This is a genomic window from Coleofasciculus sp. FACHB-542 (assembly GCF_014695825.1).
GTDB lineage: Bacteria > Cyanobacteriota > Cyanobacteriia > Cyanobacteriales > FACHB-T130 > FACHB-T130.
Genome location: NZ_JACJPB010000041.1, coordinates 47572 through 62520 on the forward strand (window position 1 = coordinate 47572; position 14949 = coordinate 62520).

The window sequence follows — 14949 nt, forward strand, 5'->3', positions numbered from 1 at the left end:
TAGCGCTCGTGATTCTCATTTTTATTACATCCCACTAGCGTCATCTAGCATCCGGTTTAAGTTTTAAAATTGGTAGGTCGGTTTGAGACACTGATATTCTTGGTGTCTGATGACTGTTAATAAGTTATTCTTTCTAGACTCAAGTAGGTTCGCTCTCTAAGTTAGTCTTCTTTTTGGGTTTATTCAACTCTTTGCACTTAGCTTGAGCCTCGTTATATGCCTCCGAATAGTTTTTCCCACCCATCATCACATTGCCGTAATACTCATGCGGTAAAGCATCATAAACAGGTAGTGCGTCATCTTCTGGATAATCTTCCTGAGCCTCTTCTACCGCTGCAATCAGTTTTTTTATGGTTAAACGTTGTGCCGGAAAGTAGTAGAGTTCTTGAGGATTTTTATTGAAATGTGGCAGAGTTGGATCGACAATACAATTATCCAGCTCCAGCCAACCATGCTCAATTGGTTTGTATGGCTGGTCATCCCAAACTAAAAACCCTTGAACATACATACACCCTTCAGTTAACAAGGCTGCTTTATAGGCATTGTCAAAAGGAGTTTTCGCTTTGCTTTTAATGCGTTTAGACAGTTCTGTTGAAAGAGGTTCATCTAATGGTTTGGTCATATAAAATCCTTAAAAACAGTTGATATTTTCTGGAAATTTGGTTGTGATAGTTGTGTATTAATTTCTATCAAAAATTGGACAAAATTTCAACCACGAATGTCACCCATCTCTGTTTGCTCAAAGAGAAAGATTTCTCTTCCCTATCTTGACACTTAGAACCAAAAGCGAGTGTCAATGGACCACCCATTTTTGCGGGGATAGATTCTTGGTTATCGCCCCATCTAGTTGCCAGCAGAATGTCACACTCGCGTAAGTCGGCGGCTGCCAAGCGGACTGGATTAGAGGGGTCACGGGAAATGGGTGCCTTCCCTTGAACCACAATTTCGCCATTAACGGGCAACTGAACACCCGCGAAGGCTAAAACATCGCGCACGCGCACCCCGTGAAGTTTGACTTTGCCAGTAGGCCAGCCCATTCTATACCCAACATTGTCCGAAATTGTGACTTGGGGCAGTTTGTCAAGAGTCGCTAAATCTAGTTCGCGCTTTCCTACACGTAATCTTACGGGTTCAGTACCAATTATCATGTGGCTAACGTAAAATGCCCAAGATAATTCGTTATACTTCTGTTTCAATTCTGGGTATCGTCTATACGGAAATATTAAATAAATTGGGCCGCCTTGAGCGCGAGGAATTGGTTTGCCATTTCTGGCGATCGCTAATGTAATCGGGTAGGCAAGCAAATCCTTGACGGCAATTGTCACTTGGTAGCCATCAAAGCAGACAAAGGTAACATTCCTGACATCGGAGGCGATCGCTAACTGTTTTAAGAGGCTAGAGACACGAATGCCGTGAAAGTCAAAAATCTCTTTTGGGTTGAGTACAAAATTCGGATCTGTGGTTTTTACACGCTCGGTTGCCAATGCTTGTAGCTGTTGCCAATTCAATTGCACAGATTCCCTCTGAGCAATTTGCCCCCCAATCTCTAGATTCCATTCAGTTTCCTGTGGCTCTTGGGAATTGGCTTTTACCTTCTGGGCATTGAGAGCGATCGCTTCCGTTCGCCATGTTTCCAGTTGCTTGTCTGTTAGCTGATCTGTACAAGCTCCACAAAAGATACTCGCGATCGCTAGCGGCACTAAAGCCAAATTTTTTCCTAGGTTTGGATTCAACCGCATTTAAAAGAATACTTCTTTCGATACTTGGCTGATTAGCGATCGCTCTTACAGGTGCAGCGACTTAATTCTTTTTAACACAGTTAGATCCCTTCATCCGGGAAAATATTAGGTCGGGAAAATATCTAAAACTTATCCGGGGGTTCTCACTCTTAGTGAAATATATACACTCGGAATCTCACTTCCAGACCCTCGACCTCCACGGAGCGGGGAGAACATTGATGGGAGGGAGTATTGTACCTTGGGGTGCGGTATGACCGGAAACATCACCTCCAACCCCTGCCTGCTCTTTAGGGAGGCGAGGAAATAGCACCCCATATCACCCAAGGAAATAGCCCCCTCTCCGCCTGCGGAGAAGGGTTGGGGGTGAGGTTCCCCTACTTAAAACTGCCGTAAAAAGCGCAAATCACTGCTGTACATCCGGCGCACATCATCAATTTGATGCAGTACCATCGCAAAGCGCTCAGCACCAAAGCCAGCAGCAAAGCCAGTATAAACTTCTGGGTCGTAACCTACTTTCTTGAGGACATTGGGATCGACCATCCCGCAGCCCATCACTTCTAGCCAACGCCCTTGCCACTGCACATCCACTTCCGCAGAAGGCTCAGTGAAGGGGAAATAACTCGTCCGGAAGCGAATTGGCAACTCTGCGCCGAACATCTCCTCCAAAAACACTTTAATCGTGCCCTTGAGGTCAGTGAAAGTCAGTCCTTCATCTACTGCCAAAATTTCGATCTGATGGAAGACTGCCGAATGGGTCGCATCGACGGTATCCCGACGGTAACAGCGTCCAGGTGCAACAATCCGAATCGGCGGCTCATTTTCTTCCATGTAGCGAATCTGCACCGAAGAAGTATGAGTCCGCAGCAGATTACCATCCGGCAGGTAAAAAGTATCCTGCATATCGCGGGCGGGGTGGTCGGCGGGAGTGTTCAGCGCCTCGAAGTTGTAGTAGTCTGTCTCCATTTCCGGGCCGTTGGCGACGGTGTAGCCGAGTCCGACGAAGATATCTACAACCCGGTCGATCGTGCTGTTGAGGGGGTGCTTACGACCGAGGGGACGGTAAACTCCTGGCATCGTGACATCCAGAGTTTCTGATTCTAGCTTTGCCTGGATTTGTGCTTCCTGTAAGTTTGTCCGCTTGCGATCCAAGTCTTGTTGTAGCGCTTCTTTAACTTCGTTTGCTAAAGCACCAATGCGGGGGCGATCGCTTGCGTCTAATTTGCCTAAACCCCCTAGTACCTTCGAGAGCTGCCCTTTCTTGCCCAGATAGCCAACTCTGAGTTCCTCTAGGCGTTCCAGGGTATCGGCGGCAGCGATCGCTTGAGTTGCTTCCTGTTTGAGCGCGGCTAATTGAGCCTCAAGCTCGTTGAGCATCGTGGTCATTTTAGAGAGGGTCATTTCTAGTGGCAGTAAGCTTGAGTTTAGCGCGATTTTGACTCATCCATCTGCCACAAGCTGCTACAGACTGCGATGCAAATTCATCCACAATAGAGTGAACTCCTCAATGCACCCCCTTGATTGAATTGATGAAATTGCTAATCAGCAACGATGATGGCATCTTCGCTCTGGGCATTCGCACCCTCGCCAATGCTCTCGCAGAAGCCGGTCACGATGTCACCGTAGTTTGTCCCGACCGAGAACGGTCAGCCACTGGTCACGGTCTTACCCTCCACGACCCCATTCGCGCCGAAGTCGTTGACTCGATTTTTCATCCCACAGTTAAAGCTTGGTCTTGTTCGGGAACCCCCTCCGACTGCGTGAAACTGGCGCTAGGTGCTTTGCTCGATGCCCCTCCGGATTTTGTCCTTTCTGGCATTAACCACGGTTCTAATCTCGGCACCGATATTCTCTACTCCGGCACAGTTTCAGCGGCGATGGAAGGCGTGATTGAAGGAATTCCCAGCATTGCTTTTAGCCTGACCAGTTACACTTTAAGAGAATTTCAACCCGCTGCCCGGTTTGCCACAATTCTGCTTTCTCAGTTATCGAAGCAGCCGCTACCAGAGGCAATGTTGCTCAACGTCAATGTGCCGCCTGTGAAGTGGGAAGAGATTGCTGGTGTTGCTCTGACTCGCCAAGGAATTCGTCGCTATTTTGATATCTTTCAAAAGCGAGTAGATCCTCGTGGCAAAACTTATTATTGGTTAGCAGGTGAGGCTTTGGAGGAGGTAGAACAACCAGAAAATCCCCTGTTACCCAGTCATATAGAAACGGATGTTCAGGCGATTCGCAAAAATTACATCACCGTGACACCTTTGCAATACAACCTGACCTATGCCGCGGGGATTAATAGCTTGCAGGAGTGGGGATTAAATTTCCATTTATAGCCATTCTCTATTGAATAGAGTACGGTTTAACCCTATCCCTGCCCTCCCGTAAACACCACTGGGTTCAATATTCTCCCCTCTCCGTGAACGGAGAGGGGTTGGGGTGAGGTTCCGAGTGTATATATGAAGATTAAGGAATCCTCAATCTTCAACAAAAAGCGAATTATGGCTGCACTACATTTTTCCGCTTTAACGCTCTAGCAGCACCAGCAGCAACCAATCCTAAAGCTACTGCTGTACCAGGCTCAGGCACAGGCTTTGGTGGCTTAGGCTTGGGCTTGCCAGCTAGCTCGTAACTTCCATTCTGAGTTTGAAACTTGATGGGAAAAGAATCTAAAGTAGCAGCGTAATTTACGCCAAAATTTCCGGTAATGTTGACCTTAATCGTATCAGACTTACCGCCTGATTGCAGACCATCTTTAACATCGCCACCATTGCAACCATTTGCTGCGTAGATGCAAACATCAATGTCTTTAAAGCCCCCAGGAAACTGCTGATTACTAGAATTATCAGGCGGCTTACCAGACTTACCAGATTTATTGGCCTTAACAGTTTGAACCTCAGCCTTTTGAACCTCAGCATTGTCAAAAATGCTTCCTGGTTTAATCAATGACACAGAAGTTGCATCAGGAGTTACGCTAAACCCAGTACTGAGTATCGCTGCCTGGAAATTAGCAGAGGTTGTATTAGTGATTTTGACTTCCAAAGATAGCAAATTTTGAGTAAAATCAAGCACCTTAAAGATACCTGTGGCGCTTAAATCTACCGGAGTGCTTTTACCATCCGTGTTTTTAGTACCGCTGGCGAGGAACCAGTCAACTAAAAAGGAATTACCAATGTCATCTTTAGTAATACCCACATCGTATAGCTGTTGACCGGCTGGATTTCCCGCTGTACTATCGGCTCCCGTCTTTGTAGTGATTGTGAAGGCGCTAGCAGGGGAGAAGGTAGAAGATGCGGTGGCAATTCCTGCGGCAACTACAACCGAAGCGAAAATCGAAACAGAACGGCTACCAACAGCAGATAAAACAGGTAATCCGATATTTAGTTTTGAGAGGATTTTTGCCATTATATTGACTTCCTGTATTTTTGCCTGATTTATCTAACTAGCCGTAGACATTTTTATGGTGTGTAAATATATGTGTAAGTGATTTCGGTAGATAGTGTCTAGAGTACGGTAGTGGTTTTTACTGACTCTTTAAGAATATAGGGGCTTGCTTTATCAAAACTTCAAAAAGAAAATATGTAATTCTCCGCTAGAAAACAGAGCTAACGGAGAATTACGTAAGTTTTCACTTTTCGGAGAAGTTATTTTTAAGTGATTTACTCCTGTGCAACTGCATACTGAACCAGTTGACTCATGCGCTGACGCAAGGTTTCTAAGCCAAGGCGCTGACTCGCTGAAATAAACACCGCTTGCGGAAATTCTTCCTGTGCCAGAACCAACGTATCGCCATCAACTTCGTCGATTTTATTAAACACAACCAGCACTGGGCCGGGTGTTATAGGCATTTCCGACAAGATAGTCATCACAGAACGAATCTGACTTTGCCACGCCGGATGAGATAAATCCACGACATGAAGCAGCGCGTCAGCTTCCGTCACTTCTTCTAAAGTGGCGCGAAAGGCATCTACCAAAGAAGGCGGCAACTCGTGAATAAATCCCACCGTATCTGTCAGCACAATCTGCTGAGGTTCAGCCGTCACAGCGTCAGGAATCGTTAAGCGTCGCGTGGTGGGGTCGAGAGTCGCAAATAGTTGGTCAGCCGTGTAAACTTCGGCATTCGTCAGTACATTCAATAGGGTTGACTTCCCAGCATTCGTATACCCAACTAAAGCTAGAGAAGGAACTTCCTGATGTTGCCGCGAAAGTCGCAGCCGCGAACGGTGTGCTTGCAGCTGGTTCACTTCCTGTTGCAGTCGGGCAATGCGGCGCGCGATCGCACGGCGTTCGGTTTCCAATTTTGTTTCCCCTGGCCCTCTAGTGCCGATACCGCCGCCTAATCGGGACATCGCTTGACCTCGACCTGTCAGGCGGGGCAGCATATATTCCAGCTGAGCCAGCTCTACTTGCAACTTACCAGCACCGGATTGGGCGCGTTGGGCAAAGATATCCAAAATCACCTCAGTGCGGTCTACCACTCGAATGCCTGTTTGGACTTCCAAGTTGCGAACCTGAGCAGGTGAAAGGTCGCGGTCAAATACGATTAGGTTCACTCCGAGAGTCTGGGCGGTGAGGGCAATTTCTTGTACTTTTCCTTCACCCACGACTGTCTGAGGATGGGGACGGGGGCGCTTCTGCTGCATTGTCTCCAATACTTGTCCCCCAGCCGTATCCACTAACCGCGCTAATTCTTGCAACCCATCTTGGAATTGCTGGGGTGTCCTGTCACCCGTCATCAACCCAACCAGCAGCACCCGGTCGTGGTCGATGTCTACTTGCCGAGCAACAAATTCCCGTTGGAACTCGGCTTCTAGTCCATCCACCAGTTCCAGAAAATCCTGGTTCGCCAGCACATCTAGGCTCATCGGCGGCGACAAACTCCAGGGAGTTTCGGGGTGAGGAACTAGGTGAGCAATATAAGTTTCTTTAATATAACCTGTAGCTCCGCCGCCACGACGCTCAAAACCTGTCCCAGTGAGGGATATCACCACTAGCGCATCCAGACGTTGCATTGCCATTGCAGTTAAGGCAGCTTCATTGGGTGCTTCTGGTTTCAACTGGGTGGCGATGCAGCGAATGCCGCTAAGTCGTTCTGCACCGTAGCGAGGCAATTCTAGAGGGGGAATCTGCGTTTGCCTGGGGGTTCCCACTCCTACCCGAATCACCTGTCCCCGGCGATTGATGTAGGCGCACATTGGCTGATTAATTTCCGTGCTGATTGCTGCCAGCCTCTGGGCAAATTCTGGCGTAGTCAGACAATCGCCCGGTAGCCGCTGATGATACAGTCGCTGTAGCTGCTTCAGATGGCTGGACTTAAGACCTTGAAGATTGCCGTAGATAGTCTCGATAGGGGTTTTATGCCAGTAAACTGGCTTCTGAATTCGATAACTCTATTTTACCGACTTCATCCCTGATGAAAAGGAGCGGGCAAAGGGACTCTGGAAAGCGGCAATTACGAATGGACAATTACCCATTACCGATTACCCATTACCCATTTCTGAATAAGTTTTCGCCATCGTGGTGTCTTTGGGTTTCCCAAAGCTTTGTCGTAGCTAGCGTAAGTTTCTTTATACCGTCCCAACCCATGCAGCGCTGCACCTCGGAATGTCCAAGCTTCTTTATCTTCTGGTGCAATTTCTAGCGCCTTGTCGCAGCTAGAGAGAGCTTCTTCATAGCGGTTTAAGTGAATTAGCACAACGCCTCGAAATACCCAAGCAGCGTGGTCTGATGGTGCAAGTTCTACAGTTCGCTCGAAGCAGACCAGTGCTTCTTGATAGCGACCTAAGTTCGCTAGCGCTTCGCCTCGGTTGTACCAGATTTTGTGGTCGTCGGAGTCAACTCCCAGTGCTTGATCGATACTCGCGATCGCTTGCTCGTAGCGCCCTAATCTACGCATAGGTATTTTTACTCGAGAAACTTAGCTTCTGAATGAGTGAATCTATTGTACAAAAATGCGGTTAGTCGTCGAGGGGATGAATGGGAGCGATCGCACTTTGCGGTGAGTGGGAATGCGACACACAGCGTTTTGCGTCGCACATTACACTTATCTACCTTTCACCAGTGACTCGTTTGCCATTAGCCCAACTTAGAAAATCAAAACTTTTGATGGCACTTTATATGCTTTCTAAGCAACTGAGCTACGCTGCATGACCTCTCTCCAAACCTCTCTCCTTGTAGGAGAGAGGCTTTGAAATTTAGCCTTCTTCCCGATTCCGGGAAGTCGGTTGGGGGTTAGGCCTGAGTGTACTTGACTCAAGCGATAAGTGCTATATTTACTGGCTAATTCAACCATTAATTTTGTTATTCAATCTACTGATGGAGCCAAAGAGCTAGCTGATTGAACGAACTAAACGTATTAAAAAAGCTATGATTATGCCTCTGGTTAGAAAGATTATCGAATCATTCGGTTGTTGAAAAGTTTCTGAAGCAACCTTATATCCAATTCCTGCCATTGCTGCTAAAATCAAAAGCCTCCCAAAATCTACTAGTAATTGATTTCGGTTACTATTTATTTTTAGATCATTATAAAAAATAGTTGTATCTACGATTAAAAAGTAAGCGATACTTGAAAAAACTAGTAAGCCGACTAAATACTGCATTAGATTATATATTTTTTAGAATTACCATTGTTTAACGATGTAAAATAATTATCTAAAGATAAATTTTGGATGTTATCCATGCATGGATAGAGTGCGCGATCGCGCTTTAGGGTGAGTGAGGACGCGATCACTTCTATTTAATGCTCTCTTCTAATAACGTAGCACTCCGCCATTGATTGACGGCACTTTGCAACCTATCTGATAACCAATCATCATACTGAGGATAAACGGGCAATCGCGGCGCTAATTCCCAACCCGCAGGTTCTAAAATTTCTTTTAATTGATGATACTGAGGATGAGGATAATCCGGATTTACTTCATCTTTTGGGCCAATCCCTCCTAAATCTCTGGCACCGGCTTCTACACAGGCGAGTAACCAACTCGAATCTGGAACTAAATTGGGCGGGATTTGGATAGTAATATCTGGGGGGAGAATTTGACGGGCTTTGGCGATGACTTCTGGTAACTGATGGGGGTCAAAAGGTGGGGCGTCGAAGGTTTGTTGAGTGCCGGGGCTGTGGGGTTGGAGGATGACTTCTTGAATGTGATTATAGCGTTGATGGAGAAGCGCGATCGCTTCCAGTGTTTCCCACCAATCTTGCTCGGTTTCTCCAATTCCCAAAAGCAATCCGGTTGTAAAGGGAATCTGCAATTCTCCTGCCCACTCTAACTGTTGCAAACGTAATTCTGGGACTTTACTCGGAGCGTATTTGTGAACGGTTTGCAAGAGCTGTGGTGTTAGCTGTTCTAACATTAACCCCATCGAAACATTAACCTCCTTCAGCTTTTGCATTTCCTCAAAGCTCAATGGCCCTGCATTCGTGTGGGGGAGAAATCCCGTTGATAGCGCTAGTTCGCAAAGGTCATAAATCCGCTGAAACCATCCCTGACGGCGTGAGGAATGGGGATGCACTTCGCCGCTGAGGATGAGGATTTCGCAGACGTTTTGAGACGCAAGCGATCGCAAGATTCTCTGGGCATCTGATAGGGTGAGCCAAGGACTTTTACCAGGATCGGTGCGGAAGTTGCAGTAACTACAGCGATTAAAACACTCGTAGGTCGGGACAACTGTGTAAGCGGGGCTGTAGGTGACAATGCGGGAAGATGACATAAATTTAGATTTTTAGCGCAACGGTACGCGAAGGTAAGCGCAAAGAAGAGACGCCATAAATGGGCATTTCGACAACTTTGGGAACTTCTGTTGCTCTTTGCGTTGAGAAAGATTACTACAATTCATGTGTTGGTACTGCTACTCCCAGCCATGACTCTGACTCAAGTTTGGGGCGCTCTCCTCATTTTTATTGTCTGTCCTCTCTTGGGCGGATTGCCTCTTATTGCTTGGATTGTTCGCGCCCTGACTGGGCGGCGACTGGCAAGACTCGGCACGGGCAATGTCTCCGTCTCTGCTGCTTTTTACCACGGGGGACGCCTTGCAGGTATTTTGGCGGTGCTGTCGGAAGCTTCTAAGGGGATTGCTGCCGTTTTATTAGCGCGTAGTTTCTTTCCGACGAACCCCGAATGGGAGTTAATCGCGCTGATTGCGCTGGTGCTGGGACGTTATTGGATGGGGCGGGGTGCTGGCACAACCAATGTTGTTTGGGGTATGGTCGTTCACGCTCCGTTGGTGGCAGTCTTAGTATTTGTAATTGGGGGAGTTAGTTTTACACTGGTGCGGGAGAGGAAGCAAGGGCGCATTTTGGTTTTAATTTTGTTGCCCGTATTCATGGCGCTATTGCCCCATCACTCAACAGCGCAAGTTGTCGCCGCGATCGCTCTTAGTGGGATCATCGCCTGGATTTATCAGAAAATCCCCGATGATTTAGACCTTCCATCCGAACAAGCTCAAACTGGGAATAAAGCTGTGTTTCGTTTTTTCCGAGGTGATAAAGCGATTGTTTCTCTCGATCAAGCGCTAGAAGTCAGCAAGGTCGGACAAAAAGCTGCAACGTTATCTCAGCTCAAACGCTGGGGTTATCCGGTGCCGATGGGCTGGGTGCTGACGCCTGGAGACGATCCAGGGGTGATGATTGAGTTTCTCCAAGCTTCCGAACAACAACCCCTCGCGGTGCGTTCTTCTGCTGTGGGGGAAGATTCGGAACAGTCTTCGGCGGCGGGACAATACGCAACGATTTTGAATGTTACGAGTGCAGAAGCGTTGGAGGAGGCGATTACTCGCGTTCTTGCTTCTTACGATAACCCGGCAGCAAAGACTTATCGGCGCGATCGCAACCTGCCAGAAGCTTCGATGTCGGTGTTGATTCAAACACAAGTCCGGGGCGTCTTCTCTGGCGTTGCTTTTAGCCGAGATCCGATCGCCCAGCAAGGTAATGCAGTAGTGATTGAGGCATTACCGGGAGACGCGGTGCGGATTGTATCCGGGCAAGTGACGCCAGAGCAATATCGCGTGTTTGTGGACGATCTCCAGGCGCAGGATGTCGCGTCTTTACCCGTGGAAGGTAGCGGCGATGTCCCTCCGGCGTTGATTCAGCAAGTCGCTTACTTAGCGCGGCAATTGGAAAGTCAGTATCACGGCATTCCCCAAGATGTTGAATGGAGTTACGATGGGCAAACCCTGTGGTTGTTGCAATCGCGGACAATTACTACTCTGCAACCTATCTGGACGCGCAAGATTGCCGCTGAGGTGATTCCGGGGTTAATTCGTCCGCTGACGTGGTCGATTAATCGTCCTCTGACTTGCGGTATTTGGGGAGAGATTTTTACTTTAGTTTTAGGCAAAGAAGCCGCTGGGTTAGATTTTAATGAAACGGCGACGCTACACGCTTCTCGCGCCTACTTTAATGCAACCTTGTTGGGACAAATTTTCCGTCGTATGGGTTTACCGCCGGAAAGTTTGGAGTTTTTAACTAGAGGTGCTAAGTTCTCAAAACCCCCTCTAGCTTCTACGCTGCAAAATGTGCCGGGGTTACTGCGATTATTGGGGCGTGAATTAAGTTTAGAAAAGGATTTTGCGCGGGATGATCGGCGTTTATTTACCCCAATTTTGGAACGGCGATCTGCTTATTTAGATGCGGGACTGGATGCTTCCACTCAAAAGTCAGACGCGATCGCCCTTGTCTCTACAAGTCAACCTGCGGCGCTGCTGGAACGGATAGATACTTTGCTAGAAGTGCTGAAACGGGCGACGTACTACAGTATTCTCGCTCCCTTGAGTTTTGCGTTGCGACAAGCGCTGTTGAAAGCCAAGGATTCACAATTAGATAACAGCCAAACTCCGGAAGTGGCTTCCTTGCGATCGCTCGAAGATATCGCGCTGGATGCGCGGAATTTACTCCCTCACTCGCCATCATTCCCTGAAAATTCATCCTCTTTCTTTACCCTGCTGGCTGAAATGCCTGATGGGCAGAGTATTCTAGAACAGTTCGATCGATGGCTTGACCATTATGGATACTTGAGCGATGTGGGAACCGATATCGCAGTTCCTACTTGGAAGGAAGATCCTCATGCGGTTCGGGAATTACTGACGCAGTTTTTCGGGGAAACTGAACATAGGCACAGAGAACCCAAAGAAAAGCAGGGATGGAAGGTTGATTTCGTGCAGCGGCGGCTCAATTTGAAGGGCAAGGTTACAGATATCTATAGTCGCTTGTTGGCGGAAGTGCGTTGGAATTTTGTAGCCTTAGAAAACATCTGGTTGCACTCAGGTTTGCTATCTCAATCCGGAGATATATTTTTCTTAAAATTTAATGAAATTAGGCAAATCATTCAACAATCTGACCAGTCATTCATTGACCAAGCCCCGCAGTTGGTAAAACAAAGGCGATCGCAACTGGAACAAGATAGTCAGATGGCGAGTGCGTCGCCTTTAGTCTACGGTAATGCGCCACCTTCTACATATTTCAACACCGCCAACCGGCAAGTCAGTCAAAAGCGATTGCAAGGCATTGGTGCCAGTCCAGGGCTAGTAGAAGGGAAAGTAAAAGTTCTCCGCAGTCTGCAAGCAATTCCAGATATTGACCGCGACACTATTTTAGTTGTGCCTTACACGGATTCTGGTTGGGCGGCGCTGCTGTCTCGCGTGGGTGGGTTAATTGCAGAAGTGGGAGGGCGTCTTTCTCACGGTGCGATTGTTGCCCGCGAGTATGGCATCCCAGCGGTGATGGACATCCACAATGCCACTCAGTTATTACAAGATGGTCAGCGAGTACGAATTGATGGTCAGCAGGGAACGGTGGAAATTTTGTGAGTTATAAGAACAATAGTCGTGAAAATTTATTGTTGAAAAATTCAGTATGGTTAACTTCGGTATCAACTCAGCCAGCATTCTTGGGATTGTACTAATACTGTTTGGCCTATTACTTATATCTTTAGGGTTATTGCTTCGCAGACCTTTTCGAGTTGAAAATCTAATTCAAGATAGTGTTCTGGCTTCAGTTTATTTACTGTGCGGATTGATTCTGTTTTTTCAGGGATGGCGACTCGATCCAATTTTACAGTTTGGTCAAATTCTACTAACCGTTTCCAGTATGTATTTGATTGCCAAAGATATATTCCGCCGTTCTTTAACTTCTAGAGGGTAAATTCATCTTTTATGAACAATCGCGCCAAATTCACTCTAGCCATCGTCCTGGGTTTTTCGTTTTCTGGCATCCAAACATTGTGCTTAGACCAACACCGCTTTGCTAGCGCTCAAGCAAATGCAACAAACTGTCCTTCTTTTGCAGGAAAATGGTTAGTTCGAGTTAAAAATTCTAATCGAACTGTTCTGCAACGGATAACTAGAGAATACCCAAGTATCCAAGTTCGCTCTTGTTACTGGAGAGACACGAATAATCGAGTCGATGGCATCCAAGTTGGCCCATTTCCGACTCCGCAATCAGCAGGGTTATTTTACCAGAAGCTCACTGCTTCTAGAGTTCGTTCGACCGATGTAACCATTGTTCCTCCTAAACAAGTTCCAATCGTTAGACCGAGGAATCGGTAGATATAATTCTTTCAAAACAGACTTAGCTGGGTAGGCGGTACCTCAATCCCATTCCAGGGAAGGGGTGGAACGGGTGCGTTATGTTGTTCCAGCAACTGCTGAAAGTGACGGGCATTTCCGGGCGATCGCTCTTCTAAGGGACAATGCATGAAAAAGTAGATTTTTGTTCCCTGACGCAACCATCCATCCAGCAAACTCACCCACTCTTCCATAAAAGGCTGATTCACCGACTGCTCTGGATGGCTGATAAACCGGATTAAGCTAAAGGAAGCCGTGACAATCGGTTGCACAGGCACGTTGGGTTTTCGCGATTCTGGACACTCTTGAGAATTCGCCGATCCCGTGTAAACAGGGCGAGTATCCAGCAGTACCCGTCCCACACCCAACTGCTGCAAAAGCGCCGTCAGATGGCTACTGTGAGGTTCTTTGAACCAGTCGGAATGACGAACTTCCAGCGCTAAAGGCGCTTCATTGCGAGGCCATGCTTCCAAAAAAGCGGTTAAGTCATCCAAATATGCCGGGGGATAGTTAGGCGGTAATTGGGCAAAAATGGGGCCAAGGCGACTCTCCTCAGGAGATGCTGCACCAACGCCTAAACCTTGCATCTGTTCTAAAAACTTTAATGCCCCTGGAATCGACGGTTGTAGCAAGCCATTGTGCGTCACAGTCCGAGGCAACTTTAGGCAGAATTTAAAACCTGCTGGTGTTTCTTGTGCCCAACGCGCTACAGTATCGGCGTCGGGTACAGCATAGAAAGTCGTATTGCCTTCAACGGCAGTGAAACGCTGACTGTATAAGCGCAGAAAATCTTTAGAACGGCTTCCAGGCGGAAAAAGGTCGCCTATCCAGCCTTTATAACCCCAAACTGCACATCCCAGAAGAAAGCTCATATCTTTAAGTTTCTTTACAATATTAAGGTGTGCTTGTTCTCCTCATGTGAGGAATCCGTTAATTGAGAACCACCTATGTCCTCTTCTAAGACTCCGTTCCCCGAATCGCTTGAAGCCTCTACTTCACCTCAGTCTTCTTCCCCATCATGGCAAATAGAGTTGCTGTATGACGGTGAATGTCCCTTGTGCGTGCGAGAAGTCAATTTTTTGAGGAGACGGGATGCGGGTCGAGGTTTGGTGGCGTTTGTGGACATCGCAGGCGATCGCTATACCCCAGAAGCGCATGGCGGTGTTGATTTTGAAACGGCAATGGGGCGAATTCATGCCGTGCTTCCTGATGGCACGGTCGTCAAGAATGTGGAAGTCTTCCGCCGCGTCTATGAGATTCTGGGGATGGGGTGGATCTATGCGGTGACTAAATTGCCGATTATCGGTTCTATTGCGGATATGCTGTATGAAATTTGGGCTGATTGGCGTCTTGCACTCACTGGACGACCCAATTTAGCCACGATTGTTAGCAAGCGCCAGAAGCGCATTGAATGCGAGATGCAGGGGCGCTGTCGGCTAAATGACGATAACCAACTTTAGTCAATCAGAATAACCCAACTAAAGGAAGTTAACGGCACAAATAGGTCAAGCTAACCTAAAACTAGACTACTTTCGCTAGTAGGGAAAAAAATGCAAGACTCAGCATATACTCTCTTCATTATCTTTGGTTGTATTTGGATACTCATGGGAGTCGCAGCAGTGATTGCACTCCTAAAATCCGAGAATCAAGAGCTTCGATT

12 protein-coding genes are annotated in these 14949 nt (G+C 47.4%); 4 read left to right on the forward strand and 8 right to left on the reverse strand.

What is annotated here, in order from left to right; translation table 11 throughout:
* Positions 1-139 precede the first annotated feature (139 nt).
* The 3 genes from H6F52_RS14865 to pheS all read right to left on the reverse strand — a co-directional run bounded on the left by H6F52_RS14865 (position 140) and on the right by pheS (position 3113).
* Entirely contained in the window at positions 140-622 is a 483-nt protein-coding gene (locus H6F52_RS14865) for a hypothetical protein (RefSeq protein ID WP_190535808.1), read from the reverse strand.
* Positions 623-689: 67 nt separating this feature from the next.
* Positions 690-1739, reverse strand: coding sequence for a molybdopterin-dependent oxidoreductase (locus H6F52_RS14870; RefSeq protein WP_190535810.1), 1050 nt, complete (start codon positions 1737-1739; stop codon positions 690-692).
* Positions 1740-2117: 378 nt separating this feature from the next.
* Positions 2118-3113 carry a phenylalanine--tRNA ligase subunit alpha gene (gene pheS / locus H6F52_RS14875; protein WP_190415893.1) on the reverse strand — a complete coding sequence of 332 codons (996 nt, stop codon included), beginning with the start codon at positions 3111-3113 and terminating at the stop codon, positions 2118-2120.
* Between the two features lie 152 nt (positions 3114-3265).
* On the opposite strand from pheS, the gene surE reads away from it, so the two are divergent.
* Positions 3266-4066 carry a 5'/3'-nucleotidase SurE gene (surE, locus tag H6F52_RS14880; protein WP_190415809.1) on the forward strand — a complete coding sequence of 267 codons (801 nt, stop codon included), beginning with the start codon at positions 3266-3268 and terminating at the stop codon, positions 4064-4066.
* A 163-nt stretch (positions 4067-4229) separates the two neighbouring features.
* Here surE and H6F52_RS14885 read toward each other — a convergent pair whose 3' ends face one another.
* The 4 genes from H6F52_RS14885 to cofG all read right to left on the reverse strand — a co-directional run bounded on the left by H6F52_RS14885 (position 4230) and on the right by cofG (position 9440).
* On the reverse strand, positions 4230-5135 hold the full coding sequence (locus H6F52_RS14885; protein ID WP_190535812.1) for a cistern family PEP-CTERM protein: 906 nt from the start codon (positions 5133-5135) through the stop codon (positions 4230-4232).
* 254 nt (positions 5136-5389) lie between these two features.
* On the reverse strand, positions 5390-7078 hold the full coding sequence (hflX, locus tag H6F52_RS14890) for a GTPase HflX (protein ID WP_190430163.1): 1689 nt from the start codon (positions 7076-7078) through the stop codon (positions 5390-5392).
* A 125-nt stretch (positions 7079-7203) separates the two neighbouring features.
* Positions 7204-7626: a tetratricopeptide repeat protein gene (locus H6F52_RS14895; RefSeq protein WP_190535814.1), complete on the reverse strand. Its 423-nt coding sequence runs from the start codon at positions 7624-7626 to the stop codon at positions 7204-7206.
* A gap of 836 nt (positions 7627-8462) precedes the next feature.
* Complete coding sequence (cofG, locus tag H6F52_RS14900; protein WP_190535816.1) at positions 8463-9440, reverse strand: 7,8-didemethyl-8-hydroxy-5-deazariboflavin synthase subunit CofG; 978 nt, start codon at positions 9438-9440, stop codon at positions 8463-8465.
* 150 nt (positions 9441-9590) lie between these two features.
* Between cofG and H6F52_RS14905 the strand changes: the two genes are divergently transcribed.
* Complete coding sequence (locus H6F52_RS14905) at positions 9591-12533, forward strand: glycerol-3-phosphate acyltransferase (RefSeq protein WP_190535818.1); 2943 nt, start codon at positions 9591-9593, stop codon at positions 12531-12533.
* A gap of 46 nt (positions 12534-12579) precedes the next feature.
* Positions 12580-12867 (forward strand): Ycf66 family protein, encoded by a 288-nt coding sequence (locus tag H6F52_RS14910; RefSeq protein WP_190528656.1) that lies wholly within the window; start codon positions 12580-12582, stop codon positions 12865-12867.
* A gap of 415 nt (positions 12868-13282) precedes the next feature.
* Here the strand turns inward: H6F52_RS14910 and H6F52_RS14915 are convergent, their stop codons facing one another.
* Complete coding sequence (locus tag H6F52_RS14915) at positions 13283-14161, reverse strand: DUF72 domain-containing protein (protein WP_190434412.1); 879 nt, start codon at positions 14159-14161, stop codon at positions 13283-13285.
* A 75-nt stretch (positions 14162-14236) separates the two neighbouring features.
* Here H6F52_RS14915 and H6F52_RS14920 point away from each other — a divergent pair, with 75 nt between their 5' ends.
* Complete coding sequence (locus H6F52_RS14920; RefSeq protein ID WP_190434414.1) at positions 14237-14749, forward strand: DUF393 domain-containing protein; 513 nt, start codon at positions 14237-14239, stop codon at positions 14747-14749.
* The last annotated feature ends 200 nt before the right edge of the window (positions 14750-14949 follow it).